This is a genomic window from Streptomyces sp. NPDC004732, assembly GCF_040609235.1.
In the GTDB taxonomy this organism is placed as follows: domain Bacteria; phylum Actinomycetota; class Actinomycetes; order Streptomycetales; family Streptomycetaceae; genus Streptomyces.
The window spans coordinates 371,282-393,989 of the sequence record NZ_JBEXJR010000003.1; the positions used below are offsets into that span (position 1 = coordinate 371,282).

Here is a 22,708-nt window from a genome sequence, read left to right on the forward strand (position 1 = left end):
CATTTACCCCCAGTTCACCTGCCCGCCATATGTGGATTCGGCAAAGATCCCGCAGCTCAACTCGGGTCTACTCGGGGGTAGTTGGTCCATACCAAAAACAAGAGGCGCCACCGCGTACGGTGGCGCCTCTTGGTACCCCCGCCGAGGGCGGGTTCAGAGCGTCGGAGCGCTGCGGCGGCCACTCCGGGGCCGGACCCCGGTGCCGCTGCCGCCGCAGGTGGTCATGCTACTCGTCGATCGCCGCGCCGAACGCCGCTCCCGTGGCGGGCGCCCCCAGCGAGCCCGCGCCGTACGTCCAGGACCCGGTGCCGGTGACACCGCCCGAGCCCGCGGACAGCACCCACACGACGCCGTCCCCGGCGTTCTCACCGGGCGCGGCCGCAAGGAGCCCGAAGCGGCCGTCCCGATTCGGGTCCGTGAGCCGGACCTGCGCGCCCCACTTGTCGCCCTTCTCCGCCTCGCCCGGAATGTTCGCGGAGTTCTGGTCGAAGGACTTCGCGCCGCTCGCCGTCATCCCGTTCTCGGAGCCGCGCAGCACCCAGACGGCGCCCGCGTCGGCGACCGTCCCGATGTCCTCGCCCGGAGCGCCGATCGCGACGTCGGCATAGCCGTCGCCGTTGGTGTCCGCGACCGACAGGTCGGCGCCCCAGCCGTCACCGCGCTCGGCGACGCCGGGCACGCCCTCGGCATCCTGCGTCCACCACTTCGCCTCGCTCACGAGGCCGTCCTCGGTTCCGTAGCGCACGCCGACCAGACCGCCGGTCATGGTCTCGCCGCCGTCGTCCGGAGAGGCGGGCTCGCCGGTCACCAGGTCGTCGTAGCCGTCGTTGTTGATGTCGCCGGAGGCCGCCGCCGGGCCGCCCCGCAGGTCGTTCTTGTACGTGAGGCCGTCGGCGCCGCCCGCGAACTGCACGGACCAGCCGTGACCGGGTTCGTCGCCCTCGGTCGTGCCGGAGGCGACGAGGTCGGCGTAACCGTTCTTGTCGTAGTCACCGGTGGTCAGCGACTTGGACACGATCGTGCTCGCGGCGGCCGACCTGCCGAGCCGCTCGGTGGCCTGGCGGCGCAGCGGCGCCTCGCCCCGGGCCTGCGGCGCGGGGTCGTACACGAACAGGTCCACGTTGTCCCGGTCGAGCACGGCGAGGAGGTCGCCGGGGGTGTCCGCGGTGAAGTGCGCCGCGGCGAGACCGAGGCCGAACTGCTGACCCGCGGCGGCCTGCTGGCTCTGCAGCCAGCTGCTCGCGGATCCGGTGAGTCCCGACTTCGAGCCCCAGAGGACGGCGACGCCACCGGCGTCCGCCCCTGCGTCGAGGTCCTCGCCGGGGATGCCGATGACCGCGTCGTCGTAGCCGTCGCCGTCCAGGTCGCCGGTGGCGACGGCCTTGCCGAAGCCGTCGCCCGCCTCCGCGGCGCCGGACACACCGGCCGTCGACTGGCTGAATCTGGCGACGTCGGACGTGCCGATGCCTCTGGTGGAGCCGTACTGGACTGTGACGAGGCCTGCTCCCTTGGCCCCGCTCACCGTGGCGCCGGGGGCGCCGACCAGGACGTCCTCGTATCCGTCGCCGTTGAAGTCACTGTTGCGGTCGTCGGCGCGGGTACCCCCAGGGGTGCCGGCGAAGGCGGAAGGGGCAGCGGCGATACCGGCCCCGGTGAGCAGAAGGAACGATGCCGCGGCGAGGGCGGCCGAACGGTTCTTGCGCACGAGCGGCTCCTGTGAAGGAAGGTGGCCGGGCAGGCGCGGGGGGTGTCCGGAAAGGGCCCGTTCCTTGTCCGGCGCCCTGTTCGACACGGGATGGGGCGCAAGGGTTGTACGAGGTTCTCACTCCGCTTCCCCGGCCCGAAGTCGCAGGTCCCGAGGGCCACTTCGGCCCGACCCCGGAAATCGCCCCCGACACGTGCCCGCGCGTGCCGCCCGAAGCCGCTACGCGCAGGCCCCGTGGCGTCACTTACCGCAGACCCCGTGCGTCACTTCCAGCCGTACGCGTACGCGGCCACCCAGGTGATCTCCAGCTGGGCGCTGCTGCCGGGCTCGGCACCCGGTCCTTCCAGGGCGCTCTCGTTCTGCAGGACCCAGGACAGCGGCCGGTCGGGCACTCCCCGCGTGTCGTGTCCCGTCTCGCGTCCGTCGACGAAGAACCGCACATGGCCGGGGGTCCACTCGGTGGAGACGGTGTGCCACTCGGTCCAGTCGTCCGCGCCGGGGTAGGAGCCCTGCTCGCCTCCGCCGCAGGGGTGGTGGAAGGCGGTCAGGGAGCCGGTCCACTCGCCTTCGGGGTGGTCCATCTCGCAGCCGCCGCCGTAGTGCAGCCACGCCGACTTGTAGCCGGGGGCCTGCTTAGTCACCTTGATGCGGGCGCTGTACTTGCCGTACTTCATCTGCATGACGGCGCGTGGTACGACCGCCGACGCGTGGACGGGCCCTCCGTCGGCGGGCCGCCACATGCGGATGCGCATGCGGCCGTCGCCGTCGGCCGCAGGTCCCACGCTCACGGTGTCCTCCGGGTGGTAGACGCCGACGACGTCGCGGTCCCTGTCGTTGGCCGTGTCGCGCCAACCGGTGGGGTACGCCCACCAGTTGTCGCGATAGGCGCCGTCGAGTCCCGCGCAGTACGCGGCGGACGTGTCGGCGTGGTGGTCGCAGTCGGCGAACGCGCCCAGCGGCACCCGGTCGCCGTTGAAGTCCTCGGCCAGGACCTGCCAGAACGGCCCGCAGTCCCCGAGCGGCAGCGTGCTGCCCGCGGTCCGGCAGGCGTCCGCCGAAAGCGGCGCTCCCCCGGCGCTGGGGATGCACAGCAGGGCCGCCGCCAGCGTCACCCCGAGCGCACCGGCCACGACCGGCCGCCCGCGCCGCCGTCCCGCCGCCGCATGTGATCCCATCGTGCCGCCTCCGCTCCACGGACGCCCCACAGGAAGGGCCATCCTCGTGGAACGCGCACCGCCCCGCTACAGCCGCGCCGCCAGCAGTTCCTTGGTGTACGGCTCCTGCGGCCCGTCGAAGATGTCCTCCCGCGTGCCGGTCTCGACGATCGCGCCGTGGTGCATCACCGCGATGCGGTCGCACAGGTGGCGGACGACGGCGAGATCGTGCGAGACGAACAGGAGGGAGAGGCCGAGCTCTGCCCTCAGGTCCATCAGCAGGTTCAGGACCTGGGCCTGCACCGAGACGTCCAGCGCGGAGACCGGTTCGTCGGCGATGATCAGGCGCGGCCGCGGTGCGAGGGCCCTGGCGATGCCGATGCGCTGGCGCTGGCCGCCCGAGAACTCGTGCGGGTACCGCGGGAGGTGGGCGGCATCGAGGCCGACCTGCGCCAGGAGTTCGGCGGCGCGGTCGCGGCGCTCCTGGCGGGTCATGCGGGTGTGGACCCGCAGCGGCGTGGTGACGATCTCCTCGACGGTGCGGCGCGGGTTGAGGGAGGCGTACGGGTCCTGGAAGACCAGTTGCACCTCGCTGCTGAGCGAGCGGCGCAGGGCGGTGTCCTCGGCGGCGCGCGCGATGTCGCGGCCGTCGAAGCGGACCGTGCCGCCGGACGGTCTCTGCAGCCCGGCCAGGACGCGGGCGGTCGTGGACTTGCCGGATCCGGACTCGCCGACCAGTCCGAGCGTCTCACCCTCGGCGAGGCTCAGGCTGATACCCCGCACGGCGTGCGTGGGCTCGCGACGCCTGCCGAGGAGCGTGCGCCCGCCGCCGAACTCCACCCGCAGATCGGTGACTTCAGCAAGGGTGGCGCCGCCTTGCGGCCGCGCCCGCGGGCCCGTTCGGACGGGTGGCTCCGGGACGTCCACGGTCGGCAGCCTGCTCCCCGGAACGGTGTCCAGGGAGGGCGCCGCGCCCACGAGCGCGCGGGTGTAGGGGTGGGACGGCGCACTGAGCACGCGGCGCGTCGGGCCCGTCTCCACCGTACGCCCGCCCCGCATGACGAGCATGCGGTCGGTCACCGCGGCGACCATGTCGACGTCGTGCGTCACCAGCAGGACGGCCGTGCCGAATTCATGCTGCAACTCGCCGAGCAGATCGAGTACTTGGCGCTGGACGCGCGCGTCGAGCGCAGTGGTCGGCTCGTCGGCGATCAGCACGTCGGGGCGGTTGATCAGCGCCATGGCGATCATCACGCGCTGGCGCATCCCGCCGGAGAACTGGTGCGGGTAGTCGCGGGCCCGGGAGGCCGCGATGCCGACCCGCTCCAGCATCTCCACGGCCCTGGACCGCGCCTGCTCCCGGCCCGCGTCCTTGTGGTGCAGCCGGTAGGCCTCGGCGAGCTGGGCGCCCACGCCGTGGAAGGGCGAGAGCGAGGCGAGTGCGTCCTGGAACACCATGGCGATGTGTCCGCCGCGCAGCGCCTTCAGCCGGTCCTCGCCCGCGGTCACCACGTCGGTGCCGCCGACCTCGACGGTGCCCCGCACGGTCGTCCGCGCGGGATCGTGCAGCCCCATCGCGGCGAGCCCGACCGTGGACTTCCCCGACCCCGACTCCCCCACCAGACCGAGGACTTCACCGCGTGCCAAGTCGAAGGAGACGTCCTCGGCCGCGGTGACGGTGCCGCGCGGTCCGGTGAACTCCACCGTCAGATCGCGTACGCGCAACACCGCTTCGCGTTCCGTCATGCCACCCTCACCCTCGGATCGAGCCAGGCCACGACCAGGTCGGCGACGGCCACGAACACCACCACGAAGAACGCGGCGATCAGTACGGTGCCGACGACGGTCGGCAGGTCGTTCTGGGTGACGGCGTCGACGGCGAGCTTGCCGACGCCGCTGAGCCCGAAGACCGTCTCGGTGATGAACGCGCCGCCGAGCAGCGCCCCCACCTCCAGGCCGAGGAGCTGCACGATCGGTGCGGCGGCCCCTCGCGCGGTGTACTTGAGATGGGTGCGCAGGGTGCCGAGCCCCTTGCCGCGCGCCGTGCGCACGTACCCCTCGTGCATCACCTCCAGGAGCTGGGCGCGGGACAGCCGGGCGAAGACCGCGGCGTTGACGAAGCCGAGTACCAGGCAGGGCAGCAGCAGCCCGGACACCCAGGCTGCGGGGTCCTCGCCCGGCGGCGTGTAGCCGGGCAGCGGCAGCCAGCCGGTGGAGTACACGAGCAGGTACTGCAGCGCGTAGCCGAGGAAATAGATCTGCACGCTGGCGCCGAGCAGGGTGAAGCCGGACAGCAGCCGGTCGCCGACGGAGCCGCGGCGCAGCGCGGAGACGAAGCCCGCGCCGATGCCCAGCACCACGATCACGGCGAGCGCCCCGCCCGCCAGCGAGAGGGTGACGGGGAAGCGGCCGGTGATCGCGGAGAGCACCGGTTCGTGCAGGGTGTACGAGTAGCCGAGGCAGGGCGCGGGGCAGGCGATGGCGGTGCCGTCGACGTCGCTGATGGTGCGGCCCGCGACCAGCCCGCGCAGGTAGTCGGCGTACTGGGTGAGGATCGGCTGGTCCAGGCCCATGCTGTGGCGGACGGCCGTGACCTGCGCGGCGTCGCACTTGGGGCCACAGGCGATGGTCGCGGGGTCGGAGGGTGCGGCGTAGAAGAGAGCGAAGGCGGTGGCGGAGATGGCGAGGAGCACCACCACCGCCTGCAGCCCCCGTCTGGTCAGATAGGTGAGCATGGGTCAGGACTTCTTCAGGTACAGCCAGGCGGGGCTGATGGTGCCGTAGATGGGGTGGATGAAGGCGCCGCCGACGTTCGCGCCGCGGGGCTGCTGGACGCGCTGGTGCAGGAACGGCACGAGCGGCACGTCCTTCATGATCGTGTTCTTCTCCAGGGCGACGAGCGCCTTCGCCTTCTCGGTCGCGTCGCCGAGCTTCGCGATGCGGTCGAGCTCCTTGTCGACGGCCGGGTTCTTGTAGCGCGGGTCGTTGTCGAGGCTGTCGCGGCGGCTGTCGAAGCGGTAGGGCACTCCGGTGGCGGGCGTCGGCCAGTCCACGGAGCTGCCGGACATCCACAGGTCGTACTTCGGATCGGCGCTGCGCAGGACTTCGTTGGTGTACGCGGGCAGCGGCATCGGCTTGGTGACCAAGGTGATGCCCGCCTTGCCGAAGGCCTCGACGAGGACCTGCGCGACCCGGTCGTTGGCGGCGTTGGACTCGTAGGCGTAGGTCAGGCTCTTGACCGGCTTCCCGGCCTTGGCGAGGTGCTCCTTGGCCTTCTTGATGTCGCCGGTCGGGGCGACCGGGTACGTGTCGTACTTCTGGTAGCCGACGATCGCGGGCGAGGAGTACGTGGTGGCGATGTCGCCGACGCGCGGGCCGCCGAGCGCCTGCCGTGCCTGCTGGCGCGGGAAGAGGTAGTGGACGGCCTTGCGGACCTCGGGGTCGGGGACCCGGTCGTTCCTGACCACCAGGTGGTACGTGAACGCGCCGCGCCGCCCGTCGACGACGAGCTGCTTCTTCGCCGGGTCGCGGGTGGCCTCGCCGTACAGCTCGGGCGGCAGTTCGTTCTTGGTGGTGACGGTGTCCGCGCCGTCGCCCCGCCCGTTGAGGATCTCCTGGGCGGTGTTGAGCTCCTTCTTCTCGAAGGTGAACTCGAACGTGTCGGCGTACTGGTGGCGTATCGGGTCGGTCGCCGCCTTCCAGTGCGGGTTCCGCTCCAGGGTCATGCTGCGGTTCTGCTGGTGCTCGACGATGCGGTACGGGCCGGTGGCGAAGGGCTTGACGTCGTACTTGGTGCCGGTGTCCTTGTCCGGGCGCACGGGCGAGGAGGACGACTGTGCTGCCATGAACGGCACGTCGGACTGCGGCTTGGCGAAGTGGAAGACGATGGTCTTGTCGTCCGGCGTCTCGATGCCCTTGAAGTCGCCGTCCTTCTTCGGGCCGCCGTAGATCTTCCGGGCCTCTGCGAGGTCCTGCTTGCCGGTGAGCCACTGCGGCCAGTAGGGCGGGCCGAGTTCGAAGCCGGGCGCGAAGGTGCGCTCGATGCCGTACTTGACGTGCTGCGCGGTGATCGGCTTCCCGTCCTCCCAGGCGATGCCGTCCTTCAGCCGGTACGTCCAGGTGCGGCTGCCGTCGGAGGGCTTGCCGGTGTCGGTGGCGAGGTCCCCGACGAGCTTCGCCTTGCCGTCGACGACCTGGTACTGCGTGAGCTGGCGGCCCCAGAGCAGCGAGGTGTTGTAGGCCTCGCCCGCGTAGATCTTCTGCGGGTCGAGGTGCGAGGCGTCACGGAGGTTGGCGACGCGGAGGGTGCCGCCGCGCCGCGCGCCCTCGACGGCGGGCGCCGGTCCCGCGCTGTCCTCGGCGGTCCCGATGCCCGCGACGAGCCGCGGCTCGTTCCCCACCGACGGCGCGCCGTCGCCCTTCGCCCCCGCGCCCGAGGAGCACGAGCAGAGCACGAGCATGGCGGAGACGGCGGCGACGGCAGGCACGGCGGTGCCGCGCGGGCTGATTCTGGGCATGACGAACTCCCTTGAGAGCGTGGAGGGTTGAGGCGAGATGGAAGAGCGGGTCGCTCAGCGGCGCGTACGGGGATCGAGCGCGTCCCGCACCGAGTCGCCGAGCAGGTTGAAGGCGACGACGAAGACGAGGATCGTGACGCCGGGGAAGAACATGTACGTCGGGTCGTCGTAGAAGACCTCGGCGCCGCGGGCGATCATCCGGCCCCAGTCGGGGATGGGTTCGCTGATGCCCACGCCGAGGAAGGAGAGCGCGGCCTCGGCGGTGACGATGCCCGGCAGCGCGATGGTGATGTGCACCAGGACGGGCGCCCACACGTTCGGCAGCAGCTCGCGGAACACGATGTGCCGTCGGCTCGCCCCCACTGCCCGTGCCGCGTCGATGAACTCCCTCTCGCGCAGGGACCGCACGGTGGTCCGCAGCATCATGGCGAGCGGCACCCAGCCGAAGGCGGCGAAGACGAGGACGAGGACGGTGAACTGCATCCACGCGGGCTCGTTCTCGCCGGGCGGGACGAAGCGCGTCTGGATGATCGGGCTGAGGGCGAGGAGGAGGAGCAGGGTCGGGAAGGCGAGGAGCACGTTGCAGACGAAGGTGAAGACGCGGTCGGCGAGTCCGCTCAGATAGCCGACGGTCACCCCGAGGACCACGCCGACGACGGCGATGAGGGCGATCGACGGGACGGCGACGAGCAGCGAGGTGCGGATCCCGTACAGCAGCTGGGTGAGGACGTCGCGGCCGAGTCCGGGCTCGACGCCGAACCAGAAGTCGCCTGACATCCCGCCGTTGGGCAGGACCGGCAGCCCTTCCTCGCTGAGCAGTCCCGGCTCGTTCTGGCCGTAGTGCTCGGTCGGGTTCTTGCCGTAGAGGACGGCGAGCAGCGGGGCGGCGAGCGCGAGCGCGGCGAACAGGAGGACGACGCCCAACGAGGCGAGGCCGAGCCGGTCCCTGCGGAAGGCCCCGACGGCCACGGCGAACGGTCCGTGCGGGGGTGAATACGTCTGTGCGTCGGCCATGCGGAGAATTACAACACCGCGGGAACTGGCCCCGTCACACACACGGATGGCCCTCACGGTGTTCGTGATCGGCACGTTTCAGGAGCTTTTCGGGACGTCGTGAATTGTTCATGCCGCCGCAACAGGAGCGGGAATTGTTCGTGACAGATCGGGACATTCTCATTCGAGCGATCGAACCACACGTTACCTTGTGAGCTCCCCCACAAACCTTCATTAGAAAGGTTAGTTAGAAAAACAATCATGGTTACGAAGGTCATGAGGCTCTGCAACACGGATGGCCCAACACTCATCCTTTGCAGTGCTCTTCTTATGAAGCGCGGATAGGTTCAATGGTCCGGGACGTCAATCGTGCGAGCCTCCTCCACGTCTCTTGACCCTGTGAGGAGCTGATGTGCGCGTGACCTTTCCTTCCCTCATCCAGACCGGAATGAGGTACCTCTGTCTCCTCGGCATCGTGGCGGGCACCAGCCTGTCGGCCCTGCCCGCCGAAGCCGCCGTCGCGAAGCCCCTGCCGGGCGGCCTCGGCCCGTGCGTGCCGGGCAACTGCCCGAGCGGTGGCTACCCGCCCATCAACAACGACGGGATCAAGTACCGCGACAACGGCATCAACGTCTACGTGGGCGGGGACTTCCTCGTCCGCGAGAAGGCCGCGGAGGCCGAAGGGCGGGTCGTCGTCCTCGGCGACTTCGACCAGGACAAGGCGGATGGCGTCAGCGGCATCTACAACGTCGGCGAGGCGGGCGTCGGCTCCCGGGTGGCTCCTCCCGTCGGTTCGGACTGGCTCACCACCGGCGGCGACGTCACGGTCGCCACCGGAGAGCGGCTCCTCGCCGAGGAGGGCGTGGTGCGGCACGCCGGGGACGCCACCGGCACGATCATCGGCACCAAGCGCAAGGACCCCGACGCCGCCAAGCCCTACATCCCGCTGCGCGACGAGCTGACCACCGCCAGCCAGTGCTACGCGCACCCCGAGGGCGGCACGAGCACGCGCCCGCCCACGGGAACGGCCACGCACGCGGGCGGCGAGACGCTGTTCCGCGGCGACAACACCTCCAAGCTGCAGGTCTTCAACGTCGACTTCGACCTGATGGGCGGCAGCGGCGGCCAGGAGGGTATCCGCTTCGAGGGCATCCCGGACGACGCCACGGTCCTGGTCAACATCCTCGGCACCAACCGCACCATCAACACGTACAGCGGCACCATCGACGACAGCAGCCAGCTCAACAAGATGCGCAGCCGCCTGCTGTGGAACTTCCCCGACGCCACCTCGGTGGAGGTCAAGGGCACCGGGCAGTTCCAGGGCAGCGTCCTGGTCGGCGACCAGGGCTCGATGACCACGGTCAGCGTGCCGGGCATGAACGGCCGCTTCTTCACCACGGGCTCGCTCACCCACACCAGCGCGGCCACGGGCGGCGGCGGCCAGGAGTTCCACAACTACCCCTTCGACGGCGATCTGCCGGACTGCGCCACCGCGCCCACCTCCGGCGAGGTCAAGGTCGTCAAGACCGACGAGGACGGCGGCAAGCCGCTCGCGGGCGCCGAGTTCGAGCTGTGGCAGGAGTCCAACGGCGTCGACGGACTGCAGACCTCGGGCGCGGACCCGGACACGAAGATCGGCAGCCCCTGCGTCACCGAGGCGCCGGGCGAGTGCGCGCAGACCGTGCCGCTCGGCACGTACTACTGGCGCGAGACCAAGGCGCCGAACGGCTACGACCTCCCGTCGCCGAACGTCTTCGGACCGCTGGAGCTGACCGCGGCCAACGCCGACGCGGGCGTGTCGGTCCCGGCGACCAACAAGAAGAAGGATGAGCCGACCGTCAAGGAGGGCCCTGTCACCGTCGTCAAGAAGGACGAGGACACGGGGAAGCCGCTGCCGGGCGCCGTCTTCCAGCTCTGGCACGAGACCAACGGCAGGCCCGGTCTGCAGCAGGACGGGGCGGACCCGGACACCGCCACGGGAACTCCCTGCACGACGAACAACTCCGGCGCCTGCCGCAGGACGGTGGCCTTCGGCACGTACTACTGGGTCGAGACGCAGGCTCCGCTCGGATACCAGCTCCCGGACCCGGCGGTCTTCGGGCCCCTGGTCCTCACCGAGTCCGACGTTCCGCAGGGTGTCTCCGTCGAGGCGCTCAACCGCGTGCACCGGCATCCCGGTGTCCTCGGCTCCCTCACGCTCGTCAAGAAGGACAAGAAGACGGGCAGGCCACTGGCCGGTGCCGTCTTCCAGCTGTGGCGCGAGAGCAACGGCAGGCCCGGCCTCCAGGCGGCGGGCACGGACCGGGACACCCTCGCCGACGGGGGCTGCGCGACGGACGTCCGCGGCCGGTGCGAGTTCCAGGACCTCCCGCTCGGGTCGTACTACCTCAGGGAGACCGCCGTGCCCGACGGTTACGTCCTGCCCGCGAAGAAGGTCAGCGGCCCGCACAAGGTGACCGGTCACAACCCCGGCAAGGACATCACGGTGACGCTCACCAACCAGCGCGGCGGAGGCAAGAAGGGGAAGTGACCCCGGTTGCTCCCGCTCCGGGCACGGGTGGCGTCAGCCGCCCGTGCCCGGCTTCGTGCCCCAGAGGTAGAGCCGGTCGCCCTTCTGCAGCAGGTCGTAGAGCCGTCTGGCGTCGTCCACGGCCAGGTTGACGCAGCCGCCCGAGCCGGACGAGAAGAGATCCGTGCGGGTGCCGTGCAGGGCCTGCCCGCCGTTGAAGAACTGCGCGTACGGCATGGGGACGTGGTAGATCGTCGAGTAGTGGTCGCGGTTCCTCAAGTAGATCCGCTGCCAGCCGCGGCGGGTCTCCAGACCGTCCCTGCCACTGCGGACCGGCACCGGGTCGAAGACCAGCCTGCCTCCGCTCTGCGCCCACAGGATCTGCCGGGTCAGGTCCACGCAGGTGACCCGGTACGGCTTCACAGGGCAGGCCCGTCGTTCCGCGGGGTTGCGCCGGATCTTGTCCGCGACGAGGAAGCGGTACGTCCGCAGGGTGGCGCTGCCGTCCGCGGGGCGGATGCCGAGCCGCTCCTGGAGCCGCCGGACGGCCGCGCAGTCGGCGGCGGACTGACGCCCGTCGACGGGCAGCCGCAGCTCACGCTCCAGTTCACGCTGGTAGGGAGCGGTACCCGCACGGCACGCCGGATCGGCGGCAGCGGGTCCGGGGGCCGCCGACGCGTGCGACACGGGAACGGCCAACGACAGTGCGGCGATCGCCGAGGGGAGCCAACGCATCGCACCAGCTTCACCCGCGCGCCGCCGCTCCCGGGGCGACACGACCCGACAATCCCACAATTGGTCCGAACGGGGGCCGTGCGGATTGAGGGCCTCCCTCGCAACCCTGTTGCAACGTGCCGAGGGGCAGAGTCCTGCCATGGACCGTCATGAGACGAAGGACGCCGATCCCGAGGTCACCGTCACCGGGAGCGAGGCCCCCCGGGTGGAGCTCACCCCCGCCGCGGCCCGGCTCCTGCGCCAGCTCAGCGAGACGCACGGGCCGCTGATGTTCCACCAGTCGGGCGGCTGCTGCGACGGCAGTGCCCCCATGTGCTACCCGGACGGCGAGTTCCGTACCGGCCAATCCGACGTCCACCTCGCGTCGCTGACGGTCGATGGGGTGGCCGAGCCCGTAGCGTTCTGGATGTCGAAGAGCCAGTACGAGCTGTGGAGCCACACCCGGCTGATCGTGGACGTCGTGCCGGGACGGGGCAGCGGCTTCTCGCTGGAGGCCCCGGAGGGCGTACGTTTCCTCATCCGTTCCCGCCTGGTCGGAACGTAGCCACCGGGATCTGGTGAACTCCTCTGGCTGCTGCGACAGTTTCTTCGCCGACCGGTCGACTCCTGGGGGATCTGTGACTCGCCAGAAACAACGCGGTGGACGGTTCAGAACGGCCCTGACCCTCGTCACGACGCTCGGCATGCTGGCCGGGGCGGCTCTCACCGGAGCGGCCCCGGCCAGTGCCGCTGCCGGGGGTGGTGCACGGGCCTCCGGCCCGGTGGCGCCGGGCGTGGAGTATCGGTACTTCGATGTGCAGGGCTCGCACGGCGCGGCCCGTGTGCACGTGCTCGACGTGGATCTGCGCGACCCGCGCACCAGCGTCGGCCTGCTGTATCCGGGCAAGGTCGCCGCGCGCTCGCCCGTCTCCGCGCTCGCGGACGGGGCCGGTGCCGTCGGCGGCATCAACGGCGACTTCTTCAACATCACCGAGACGCAGCACCCCGGCGTCGAGGCGACGGGCGCGCCCGTCGGACCGGCGATCGCGAGCGGCCGCGTGCTCAAGGGCGCCGTGCCGGACGGGCAGCGCTTCGGGCCCGCGATGCCGCCGGGCGTGACCACCGAGGCCGTCCTCGGCGTGGGGTACGACCGCAGGGCCCGCCTGGACAGCCTCGCCCTGGACGGAGAGATCCGCACGCAGGGCACCCGCCTCCCGCTGGGCGGCCTGAACCAGTACGCGCTGCCGGTGGGTTCCGTCGGCGCGTTCACCAGCGACTGGGGCTCCGTGTCGCGGCTGCGGTCGACCTGCGGCACCGACACGAGCCGCGGCGCGCCCTGCAGCACGGACACCCACGAGGTGACGGTCCGCGGCGGTCGCGTCGTGGCCTCGTCCGACACGCCGGGCGCGGGCCCGATCGCCCCGGGCAGCACGGTCCTGGTCGGACGTGAGGCGGGCGCGCAGGAGCTGCGGAAGCTGTCGGCGGGTGACTGGGTGTACGTCAAGCACCGCCTGGTGGCCGCCGAGTCGCGCATGCCGCTCCGCTTCGCCCTCGGCGGCTATCCGGTGCTCCGCCGCGGTGTGCCGCTGCCCGGCCTGGACGGCGTCACGTCGGCGGTGCGGACCGCCGCGGGGATCTCCGACGACGGGCGACGCCTGCTCCTGCTGTCGCTGGACGGGTCGCCGGAGTTCCGTGCGGGCCTGACGATCGCCGAAGTGGCGCGGACGCTGCAGGAGCTGGGCGCGCGGGACGGCTTCAGCCTGGACGGCGGCGGCTCCTCCACGCTGGTCTCGGCCACGTCCACGCTGGTCGCGCGGCCTCCGGGCGCCGATGCCGTGACCGTCCGCAACAACCCCAGCGGGGGGATCGAGCGGCCGGTGCCGAACGGCATCGGCGTGTTCTCCCGGTCCTGAGCCGGACCCCTCACTCCGTGTCGCGCACCGCCACGAGCCCGTTGAAGGCGCCCACGTAGGCCGTCCCGTCGGGTCCCAGCGTCACGGGCGCCCAGTTGTTGTCGTAGGCGATGCCCGTACCGGCGAGCCGCTTCCAGCGGGTGTCGCCGGTACGGAAGTCGACGGCGGTCAGGTACCACGCATCGATGCCGAGGCGGTTGGGCTCCTTCGTGTAGAAGTACAGCAGGCCGTTGGCGGTGGACAGTTTGGGCACGGTCGACGGGGAGCGCACCCCGCTCTCCCAGGCCGTGTCGCAGCCGGTGCCGTCCTTGCGCACGTCGATCCGGCTGACGCCGCCGACGACGCTGCGGCCGAGGGTCAGCGAGGTGATGTTCTCGTAGCCGTAGTTGTTCTCGACGACGAGGCTGTTGCCCCAGGTGATCAGGGAGTTGTCGGTGGTGGAGGCGCCGGAGCCGAAGACGGGGACCTTGCAGACGAGCCGCTCGTCGTCGGGCACGTCGGCGCCGCGCCGGTAGACGAGGACGTTCATGCGGTCGTCGGCGTTGTCGGTGATCGCCACATAGTCGTCGTGCTCGCCGAAGAGGTCCGGGGTGGTACCGGAACCCTGGTTCACCGAGCCGGGCTTGGTGCCGGTGCCGCGGTCGTACGTCTGGCGCCAGAGGGCCTTCGGGGTGCCGTCGGCGGTGGCCCGGAAGGTGTAGAGGGCGTGGTCGGAGACGATCGAGACGCCGTCGTCGGCGACGGAGAACGAGTTCTGGATCTCTTTGCCGTCGAGGCGGACGGAGCGGATGTCGCCGGACTTGGGGTCGACGGTGCCGATGCGGCCCTGCCGGGTCACCCACCAGATGCGCCCGTCCCAGTCCGGCATCACCGACGTGACCGGGTCGCACTCGCCGCTCGGGTAGAGGTTGGTCCAGCTCACGCAGTCGTGCGGGACGTGGTCCGTCAGGTCCCACTCCTTGTCGACGACGAAGCGCCAGCCGCCGTCCGCCGTCCGCTCGTGCGCGAGCCGCACGATGTGCTGGCGCGAGTCGGCGAGGACGAGCCGGTCCTCGTTGTCGAGGTACGAATAGGCCCCGCCCGACGTGTCCTTGAAGATCTTCGAGAAGTCGAGGCGCGTGATGGCCTCGACGGTCGAGGGCCGCTGCGGCAGCTTGTACTCGGCGAGCGTGTCCAGCGTCCCGGGATCCAGCAGCTTGACCAGGAACCCGGTGAACGTGCCGCACACGGTGACGATGCGCCCGTCGCGGTCGAAGGTGACGGTCGCGCACTCGCCGCCCAGCGCCGCCATCTTCTCGCTGTCGGCGGCGGGCCGTTTCCCGAGCGGTCCGCTCCAGGGGTAGGTCCCGCTGCCCGCCGCGTCGGCGTGCATGCCGCTGCGGCCGTTGGCGGCGAGGTAGGGGTGCTGGGGCGGTGGGGTGCCGGGCAGGGGGCGGGCCTCGGCGGGCGCGCCCTCGTACTGCTCGACGAGCCGGTGCCCGGGGGCGTTGGGTATCTCGTCGGCGTACGCGGGCACCGCCAGGGAGACGGTCAGGGCCACGACACCGGCGGGAACGATGCGGCGCAGTCTGCAAAACATGCGCCGAAGCTAGAGCGCACCTGTCCAACTGTCCATGACACAGCGTCAGTTGTTCATGAACTCGAAAGGATCAACCGGCGGGAAACAGTCACGGCCGGATGGAACTGACGATCTCCGCGGTGGCCGTGAGTCCGTCATGGATGGTCGGCGCCATGCTCGTGCTCGCCAGATAGAACCCGAGGAGCCCGCAGACGACGGCGTGCGACACCTTCAGCGCTCCGTTGCGCAGAAAGACCACCGCAAGGACCACGAGCAGCAGCACGACAGAGATCGAAACGGCCATGGGAAGTACCTCCTCCGCCACGTGGAACCGCGGCTTCCGGCCGTCAGTCTGGCGTAACGGAGGGGGCATCCGGGCGTCTGACCTGTGCTCCGAACGGGTGCTACTTCCGAGCGGGTTGATCGTCGAAGATCATCCGCGGTGCGCGTCGAGGAAGGCCTCGAGACCCGCGAGGTCATCGGTGTTGAGATGGTCGACACCGGCGGCGAGCAGCTCGCCCCAGACCGCGTCGCGCTGCGGTCCCGGCAGGTCGGGCGTGGCCCAGAACCGCACGCGCTGCCCCCGTGCATGGGCCGCGGACACGATGCCGCGCAGCTTCTCGCGCTCCGCCGCGGGGATCGGCCCCGTGCCCTGCCAGCTGAAGTTGAGGGACCAGTTGTCGCTGATCAGCGGGATCAGCGAGGCGGGCGCGGCGGTCCCCAGATCGGCCAGGCGCCCGTCATAGAAGGCGTACCGCACCCGCTGCGCCTCCATCGGCGCACGCGCCGCACGGTCACCGGAGACGACGGCCGTGACCGCGCCACGGCGCACCTTCCCGTAGGTGTACGACGTGAAGAGGCGCCGATAGGGCCGCAGATGCCGGTGCAGCTCGGCGTACGTGGACGCACCCTCGGTCTTGATGTCGATGAGCAGCTGGAAGGGGATGCGGTGGTAACCCCGGTACACGGAACCGTGGTTGGCGCGCACACGGTCGGCCAGGGGCTCCAGGTAGAGCGACTCCAGGGTGCGGGTGGGGTCGAGGTCCACCGGGTCGTGGGCGACGAGGAGCTGCCCGTCGACGAGATAGATGTCGGCCTCGACGCTGCCGAAGCGGTGGTCGAGCGCGTCGAAGAGGGGCCGGGGGTGTTCGTAGTCGTTGTGGGCGTGGGCGCGGACCAGGGGCCGGGGGTGGTGGCCGCCGCCGCTCGCATGCGCGTAGGCAGGTATCGCGACGCTGCCCGCGACGGCGGCTCCGAAGGTGGTGAGGGCTCTGCGACGGGTGGTGAGGGCCATGTCTGCCTCCCGGGGACGAGTGGAATCAGGGGGTGGGGTACTGCGACGGGCTGAGCCGAAATGAGTATGAGGCTCCGCCCGCGCCAGGAAACCTGCCCTGTCCGGGAGTTGGCGCTATCGCCGCCGCGCGTTCACGCCCGGTCCGCGAACACCTCCGGGTTGGCGCAGTGGGCGAGCGGCTCGCCGTGGAGGAAGCGGGCCACCTCCTTCGCCACGATGCGGGCCGCCTTGTGGGCGACCTGTTGGCTGCCGCCCGCGATGTGCGGGGTCATGACGATGCCGGGGGTCCTCAGGAGGCGTGAGTCGGCCGGGACGGGCTCCTTCGGGTAGACGTCGAAGGCGGCGCCGGAGAGTTGGCCCGCGTCCAGGGCGTCGCAGACCGCTTCGTAGTCGAGGAGCGCGCCGCGGGCGCAGTTGACGAGGACGGAGCCCCGGGGCATCCGCGCGATCTGCTCGGCGCCGATCATGCCCTTGGTCTCGTCGGTCACGCGTGCGTGCAGGGAAACGATGCGGGAGCGGGTGAGCAGGTCGTCGAGGGACACCTGCTCGGCGACTCCGACGAGCAGTTCCGGCTGTACGTAGGGGTCGTGGACCAGGACGTGTGCGCCCATCGCCACCAGGACCTTGGCGACGCGGCTGCCGATGGCGCCGTAGCCGATCAGGCCGACGGTTGCGCCGTCGATCTCGATGCCGCAGTTGTCGTAGTCGTAGTAGTCGCCGCGCCAGACGCCGCCGCGCAGGTCGGTGTGGGTGTCGCCGACGCCGCGGGCGGCGGCGAGGAGCAGGGTGAGGGTGTGTTCGGCGGTGGCGACGGCGTTGCGTCCGGGGGCGTAGCAGACGGCGACGCCGTGGCGGGTGGCCGCTTCCAGGTTGGCGTTGACCGGTCCGCCGCGGCTGATGCACATCAGCTTCAGGTCGGGGCAGTTGGCCAGGATGCGCTCGGTGAGGGGCGCCATCTGCGTGACGCAGACCTCGACTCCCTGGAGCGCCTCGATGAGCTCGTCCTCGGTGCCGGACGCCTCGACGACCTCGGCGACGGGGCCGAAGGGAGTGTGCGGCCAGGGCAGCGTGAGCTCCCGAACGGCGACGGCGTCCGCGTCGGAGGAGGTGGCCGCGCGGACCTCTTCGGTCAGCAGGCGCGGCAGGACGAAGTGGTCGCCTGCGGCGAGGACGGTGGTGCTCATGAGGGGGTTCCTTCGTATGTGGGGGCGACCGCGGTCGGTGCGTTGAGGCGCAGCAGTGACATCCGGCCGTCGCGCAGCCGCAGTTCGGTGAGGGCGCCGTTGTGGAGGGCGGGGAAGACGCGGCGGTAGTCGGCGAGTGGTATGCCCAGCTGGTGGCAGAGGAGGAGGCGTACGAGGGTGGAGTGGGCGACCACGAGGACGCGGCCTTCGGGGTGGGTGTCGGCTAGGTCGAAGAGGGCCGCGCTCGCCCGTTCGGCCGCCGCGCGCGGGTCCTCGCCGCCGGGCAGGTGGTGGGCGACCGGGTCGCGGAGGAACGCGGCGAGCTCCTCGGGGAACCGCTCGCGCATCTCGTCCCGGGTCAGCCCCTCGCCGCGCCCGAAGTCCACTTCCAGGAGCCGCTCTTCGACGTGCGGCGTCAGGCCGAGCGCCTCGGCCGCGGGCCGCGCGGTCAGCCGGGCGCGGCTCAGCGGGGAGCTGACCACGGCGTCGATCCGCTCCCCCGCGGCCCACGCGCCGAGTTCCGCGGCCTGGCGCAGGCCGCGCGCGGTGAGCTCGACGTCGGTGCGGCCCGCGTAGCGGTTGCCGTCGTGCCAGACGGTCTCCCCATGGCGTACGAGGATGAAGTCGGTCACTGGTCTTCCCTTTCACGTTCCTGGGTGCCGGGGGTCCGGCGGGCGCGTTCCCGCGCGTGTGCGGCGACGGCTCCGTCCAGCCAGCCCCGTGCGGCCAGCTCGTCGACGAAGGCGAGGTAGACGGGCGTCCAGCGGGCGGTGCGCGCCGGGTCGGGGAAGATCTCCTCGCCGGTGCCGACCATCGCCGCCGCGGCGTCCCGCACGCCGACGCCGCCCGAGGTCGCGGCGAGGACCGCCATGCCGACGGCGCCCTCCGCCTGTTCGGGGACCCACACCGGCCTGCCGAGGACGTCGGCGCGCAGCCCGCTCCAGTACCGGTTGCGGGCGCCGCCGCCGGTGAGGGTGAGCGGGCCGTCGACGGGGGCGCCGATCAGGTCGAGGTAGTCGAAGCAGAGCCGTTCGACGCAGGCCACGCCGAGGAGGTACGCGTGGAAGCGCTCGGCGTCGTCGGCGTCGTCGGCGAGATCACCGAGGACGAACGGCCGGGCGTCCGGGGCGCGGAAGGGGAAGCGTTCGCCGCCGGCGGAGACCAGGGGGTAGGCCACCGCGTCGGTGGCCGCCTCGCGTGCCAGGTCGGTCAGCCGGTCCAGGTCTGCTCCCGGGAACTCGCGGGCGAGGGCGCCCGCGCCGCTGCTCGACGCACCGCCGGGCAGCCAGGTGTCGCCGGGGCCCCGGTGGCAGTAGACGACGCCGCCCGGGTCGCGTACCAGGTGGGGGCTGGTGCCCTTGAAGACGAGGGTGGTGCCGAGCACGGAGTTCCAGGCGCCCGGGGTGAGGGCGCCCGCGCCGATCTGGGCGGCGCAGCCGTCGGTCATGCCCGCGACGATCGCGGTGCCCTCGGGGATGCCGGTCACGGCGGCGGCCGCCGCGCAGACCGTGCCGAGGAGGCTCCCGGGACGTACGACATCGGGCAACAGGGTCTGTGGGACGGCCAGTTCGGCGAGCTCCGGCTCCGGCCAGCGTTCTTCGGTGAGGTGGTAGCCGGTCTTCAGGGCATGGCTGGCGTCGCTCGCCACCTGGTGGCCCGCGAGCCGCCAGGTGATCAGGTCGGGCTGGTGCAGCAGCCGGACCCCCGTACCGGCCGCCGCGGGTTCGTGCTCCAGGAGCCAGAGCAGTTTGGGCAGCGCCCAGGACGGCTGCATGGAGCGGTAGCCGAGCTCGTGCCAGACGGCGGCGCCCGCCTCGTTGGCGCGCGCGGCCTGTCCTGCGGCGCGCCCGTCGTCGTACATGAGGCCCGGCGTGAGCGGTGCGCCCGCAGCGTCGGCCAGCAGGATCGTCCCTGAGGTGCCGTCGATGGCGAGGCCGCGGACCCGGTCGGCGTCGATGCCGGACAGGGCCTCACGGCAGGCGTCGGCGAGCGCGTCCCACCACTGTTCGGGGTCCTGTTCGTGACGGGCTCCCTCGCGGTGGCTGGTGAGCGGCCGGGACGCGGCGGCGAGCATCTGTCCGGTGGAGTCGACGGCGACGCAGCGGGCGCTCTGGGTGCCGAGGTCCAGGCCGAGCCAGACGGCGTCCGGGGGCAGCGCGGCGCCCTGGGGTGGTTGGTCAGGCACGGGGTGCTCCTTGCTGAGGTGCCGTTCGGGGGGCCGGTCGTGGTGGGGGGACGGGGGTGGCGGCCGGGGTCCAGCCCGCGTCGCGGGCCAGGGTGCGCCAGTTCAGGAACGACTCGTACAGGCCCGCGTAGTACGCGGACCGCTCCGGGTCGGGCTCCCAACTGGTGCGCATCCGTACGTACTTGGCGGCCGCGCTGTGCATGCTGGACTCGGCGCCGCTGAGCACGAGGCCGGTGAGGAAGGCGCCCTTGGCGCCGAGTTCGGTGTCCCCGGAGCGGGCCGTCGGCACGCCGGTGGCGTCCGCGATGAGCGCACACCACTCGGCACTGTTGGCGCCGCCGCCGCACAGCCGCAGCTCCGTGACCGAGGTGCGCGAGGCGACGAGGGAGTCGCGCAGGACGAGGGAGAGCCCGTCGAAGACGGCGCGGGCCAGGTCGGCGCGGGTGTGCTCGAGGGAGAGACCCCAGAACGAGCCGCGGGCGCGGGGGTCGAGGAAAGGCGCCCGCTCCCCCGCCGGGGAGAGGTAGGGCAGGAACATCAGCCCGCGGGCGCCGGGTTCCGACTCGGTGAAGGCCAGCGTGGCCAGCTCGGGCGGGCCTTCGAGGTGGAGGGTGCGGGCGGCCCAATTGAGGACCTCGGCGCCGTTGAGGGTGGGGAAGGCCCGCAGGATCCGCTCGCGGCCGCGGTAGGCGATGTTGATGCCGGACGGTTCGCCGCTCGTGTCGACGTCCTTGCGGACGATCTCGGTGCACAGCGTGGTGCCGAGGATGCTGCACGCCTGGCCCGGGTTGACGACGCCCGCGCCGCGGGCGGTGGAGGCGATGTCGTACGGCGCCATGACGACGGGCAGCCCGGCGGGCAGTCCGAGCTGGGCGGCCGCCTCGGAGGTGATCTCGCTGATGCGCTCCTGCTCGCCGAGGACCTTGGGCAGCAGGCGGGCGTAGGAGGTCAGGCCGAACAGGGCGACGATCTCGGGGTCGTAGTCGCCGGTGGCGTGGTCGAGGAAGGGCGCGGAGGCATCGGACTCGTCCGTGGCGGCGACCCCGGTCAGGCGCAGGAACAGCCAGCCCGCGGCGGTCAGTGAGGCGGCCGAGCGGGCCAGGCGCTGCGGGTCGCGGGAGCCCAGCCAGCTGAAGATGGCGTTGGGCATGCCGCTGCAGGTGAGGGAGCCGTTGCGGCGGAAGGCCTCGTCGAGGACGCCTTCGTGCTCCCAGCGGGTGAGGATGTCACCGGCGCGGCCGTCGGACCAGAGGATGGCGGGTCCGGTGGGGCGGCCCGCGGCATCCACGAGCCAGGCGCCGTCGCCCTGCGCGGTGAACGTCACGAGCCAGACGGGGTCGGTGATCTCCGACAGGGCGTTGCGGACGGTGTAGACGACGGCGTTCCACACCGTGTCCATGTCCTGCTCGGCCCAGCCGGGGTGGCGGCGCTGCACCTCGGTGGCGAGCCGGGAGACGGCGAGTTCGTTGCCCTGGTCGTCGAAGACCACGGACTTGATCATCGTGGTGCCGACGTCGATGGCGAGTACCGACATGCGTCACAGTCCCTTCGTGGCGGGTGCGCCGACGGGCCCAAGGGCGTCGGCGGGAAGCTGCTGTGGCAGGCGTACCGCGGAGTCGGTCGTGGGGGTAGGTGCCGCGTCCGGGGCCGTCGTCCGCAGCATGAGCGTCAGCAGCGCGCTGACCGCGTGGAACCCGGCGAAGATCCACACGACGCCGCCGACCCCGAGCGGTCCGAGGAAGAGGCCGACGACGAGGGGGCCGACAAAGGTGGAGGCACCCGCTCCGAGGTTCAGCGCCGCCATGGCCTGGCCCTTGTGGGTGGGGGCGATGGCGGTCATGAGCGCGGAGAGCGGGACGTACCCGGAGAGCGTGGCGCCGTACAGGACGGCGACCAGGACGCAGAGGGCGTACTGCGAGCCGACCGCGGACGGGACGTAGTACAGGACGAGCGTGGACAGGGTGCAGCCCACGCCGCCGAACCAGGCGACGGTGGTGCGCCAGCCGACCTTGTCGCCGACCATCCCGAAGACGAGGTTGGTGACGATGTTGGTGGCGAACATGAGGGCGAGCAGCCGCAGCCACTGGGCGTCGGAGAGCCCGATCTCCTTGACGAACCAGGTGGGGAGCATCACCAGGAAGCCGAACTGCGAGGCGGTGTTGAGCATGCGCACCGCCGCGCCCGCGCCCACCCGTGGGTTGCGGTAGAGGATCGTGAGGCTGCCGACGAGTCCGGCCACGGGGCTCTCACCGGCCGGTGAGAGGCGTGCGGAGCCGGTGGGTTCGCGGATCAGGAGGAGCGGGACGAGGCCGCCGACGACGACCACGCCGAGTGCGGCCCACAGGGTGCCGAGCTCCCCGATGTGCGGGATGAGCAGGCTGGCGGTGAGCGAGCCGAGTGTGGGGAGCCCGGCGGAGAACGCCGACCAGAACCACCCCATGGCGCTGCCCATCTGCCGCTGCGGGGCGACGGCCGCGATCCACACGAGGAAGGCGTAGGCGAAGAGCGGGAAGGCGAGGCCGCGCAGCCCGTAGCCGAGGAGCAGCAGCGGGTACGCCTTGCTGGGGATCGCGACCGTCAGGAAGAAGACGTGGGTGACGGCGAAGGCGGTCAGTCCGAGCCACATGACGCGGCGCGGGCCCCACAGGTCGGAGAGCGCTCCGGCGAACCAGGCGGCGACGGCGCCCGTGACGCCGTACACGGTGAAGACCATCGCGACCGAGGAGGCCGGGATGCCGAGGTCCTCCAGATACGGCGAGAGGTAACCGGCCTCGACGCCGACACCGGTCATGAAGATGAGGAGCCCCAGATACCCCCAGGAGAGGGCGGGCGGGATGCCGAGTCGTGTGAAGACGGAACTCGGGGTGTTCGTCATTGAAGCTCCCCTGCGGCAAGGACGGCGGCGAGTGCTGGCAGGTCCGAGCTAACAGTTGGCCGAAATCCGCCGTCAATCGCTCGTCGGCATCTCCCGCGACGAGGGTC

General features: G+C 71.5%; 18 protein-coding genes. 3 read left to right on the top strand and 15 right to left on the bottom strand.

Annotation, left to right across the window (positions count from 1 at the left end; translation table 11 throughout):
• Window positions 1-226 precede the first annotated feature (226 nt).
• The 6 genes from ABZV77_RS10750 to ABZV77_RS10775 form a co-directional block, all read right to left on the bottom strand.
• A complete protein-coding gene (locus tag ABZV77_RS10750) occupies window positions 227-1,705 on the bottom strand; it encodes an esterase (RefSeq protein WP_356253312.1) in 1,479 nt (492 codons plus the stop codon).
• 263 nt (window positions 1,706-1,968) lie between these two features.
• The gene (locus ABZV77_RS10755) at window positions 1,969-2,880 is read right to left on the bottom strand and encodes a glycoside hydrolase family 16 protein (protein ID WP_356253315.1); all 912 of its coding nucleotides are present in this window, start codon (window positions 2,878-2,880) and stop codon (window positions 1,969-1,971) included.
• 66 nt (window positions 2,881-2,946) lie between these two features.
• Window positions 2,947-4,605, bottom strand: coding sequence for an ABC transporter ATP-binding protein (locus tag ABZV77_RS10760; protein WP_356253318.1), 1,659 nt, complete (start codon window positions 4,603-4,605; stop codon window positions 2,947-2,949).
• Complete coding sequence (locus tag ABZV77_RS10765; protein ID WP_356253321.1) at window positions 4,602-5,594, bottom strand: ABC transporter permease; 993 nt, start codon at window positions 5,592-5,594, stop codon at window positions 4,602-4,604. The genes ABZV77_RS10760 and ABZV77_RS10765 overlap by 4 nt, the downstream gene beginning before the upstream one ends.
• 3 nt (window positions 5,595-5,597) lie before the next feature.
• The gene (locus ABZV77_RS10770) at window positions 5,598-7,376 is read right to left on the bottom strand and encodes an ABC transporter substrate-binding protein (protein WP_356253323.1); all 1,779 of its coding nucleotides are present in this window, start codon (window positions 7,374-7,376) and stop codon (window positions 5,598-5,600) included.
• A gap of 54 nt (window positions 7,377-7,430) precedes the next feature.
• Window positions 7,431-8,390, bottom strand: a complete 960-nt coding sequence (locus ABZV77_RS10775) for an ABC transporter permease (protein WP_356253326.1) — start codon at window positions 8,388-8,390, stop codon at window positions 7,431-7,433.
• 397 nt (window positions 8,391-8,787) lie between these two features.
• On the opposite strand from ABZV77_RS10775, the gene ABZV77_RS10780 reads away from it, so the two are divergent.
• Window positions 8,788-10,899, top strand: coding sequence for a choice-of-anchor A family protein (locus ABZV77_RS10780; RefSeq protein WP_356253329.1), 2,112 nt, complete (start codon window positions 8,788-8,790; stop codon window positions 10,897-10,899).
• Window positions 10,900-10,932: 33 nt separating this feature from the next.
• Here ABZV77_RS10780 and ABZV77_RS10785 read toward each other — a convergent pair whose 3' ends face one another.
• Window positions 10,933-11,613, bottom strand: a complete 681-nt coding sequence (locus ABZV77_RS10785) for a L,D-transpeptidase (protein ID WP_356253332.1) — start codon at window positions 11,611-11,613, stop codon at window positions 10,933-10,935.
• A 139-nt stretch (window positions 11,614-11,752) separates the two neighbouring features.
• Between ABZV77_RS10785 and ABZV77_RS10790 the strand changes: the two genes are divergently transcribed.
• Together ABZV77_RS10790 and ABZV77_RS10795 are read left to right on the top strand one after the other, a co-directional pair.
• On the top strand, window positions 11,753-12,157 hold the full coding sequence (locus tag ABZV77_RS10790) for a DUF779 domain-containing protein (RefSeq protein ID WP_356253335.1): 405 nt from the start codon (window positions 11,753-11,755) through the stop codon (window positions 12,155-12,157).
• A gap of 73 nt (window positions 12,158-12,230) precedes the next feature.
• On the top strand, window positions 12,231-13,505 hold the full coding sequence (locus ABZV77_RS10795) for a phosphodiester glycosidase family protein (protein WP_356253338.1): 1,275 nt from the start codon (window positions 12,231-12,233) through the stop codon (window positions 13,503-13,505).
• Between the two features lie 10 nt (window positions 13,506-13,515).
• Here ABZV77_RS10795 and ABZV77_RS10800 read toward each other — a convergent pair whose 3' ends face one another.
• From ABZV77_RS10800 to ABZV77_RS10835, 8 genes are all read right to left on the bottom strand, one after another.
• A complete protein-coding gene (locus tag ABZV77_RS10800) occupies window positions 13,516-15,084 on the bottom strand; it encodes a hypothetical protein (protein ID WP_356253341.1) in 1,569 nt (522 codons plus the stop codon).
• Window positions 15,085-15,172: 88 nt separating this feature from the next.
• On the bottom strand, window positions 15,173-15,367 hold the full coding sequence (locus ABZV77_RS10805) for a hypothetical protein (RefSeq protein ID WP_356253344.1): 195 nt from the start codon (window positions 15,365-15,367) through the stop codon (window positions 15,173-15,175).
• 129 nt (window positions 15,368-15,496) lie between these two features.
• A complete protein-coding gene (locus ABZV77_RS10810) occupies window positions 15,497-16,357 on the bottom strand; it encodes a phosphatidylinositol-specific phospholipase C/glycerophosphodiester phosphodiesterase family protein (RefSeq protein WP_356253347.1) in 861 nt (286 codons plus the stop codon).
• Window positions 16,358-16,488: 131 nt separating this feature from the next.
• Complete coding sequence (locus ABZV77_RS10815) at window positions 16,489-17,541, bottom strand: 2-hydroxyacid dehydrogenase (protein ID WP_356253350.1); 1,053 nt, start codon at window positions 17,539-17,541, stop codon at window positions 16,489-16,491.
• On the bottom strand, window positions 17,538-18,173 hold the full coding sequence (locus ABZV77_RS10820; RefSeq protein WP_356253353.1) for a histidine phosphatase family protein: 636 nt from the start codon (window positions 18,171-18,173) through the stop codon (window positions 17,538-17,540). The genes ABZV77_RS10815 and ABZV77_RS10820 overlap by 4 nt, the downstream gene beginning before the upstream one ends.
• A complete protein-coding gene (locus tag ABZV77_RS10825; protein WP_356253356.1) occupies window positions 18,170-19,726 on the bottom strand; it encodes an FGGY family carbohydrate kinase in 1,557 nt (518 codons plus the stop codon). The genes ABZV77_RS10820 and ABZV77_RS10825 overlap by 4 nt, the downstream gene beginning before the upstream one ends.
• Window positions 19,719-21,260 carry an FGGY-family carbohydrate kinase gene (locus tag ABZV77_RS10830; RefSeq protein ID WP_356253359.1) on the bottom strand — a complete coding sequence of 514 codons (1,542 nt, stop codon included), beginning with the start codon at window positions 21,258-21,260 and terminating at the stop codon, window positions 19,719-19,721. Before ABZV77_RS10830 ends, ABZV77_RS10825 begins: the two co-directional genes overlap by 8 nt.
• Before the next feature lie 3 nt (window positions 21,261-21,263).
• A complete protein-coding gene (locus tag ABZV77_RS10835; RefSeq protein ID WP_356253362.1) occupies window positions 21,264-22,601 on the bottom strand; it encodes an MFS transporter in 1,338 nt (445 codons plus the stop codon).
• Between the last annotated feature and the right edge of the window lie 107 nt (window positions 22,602-22,708).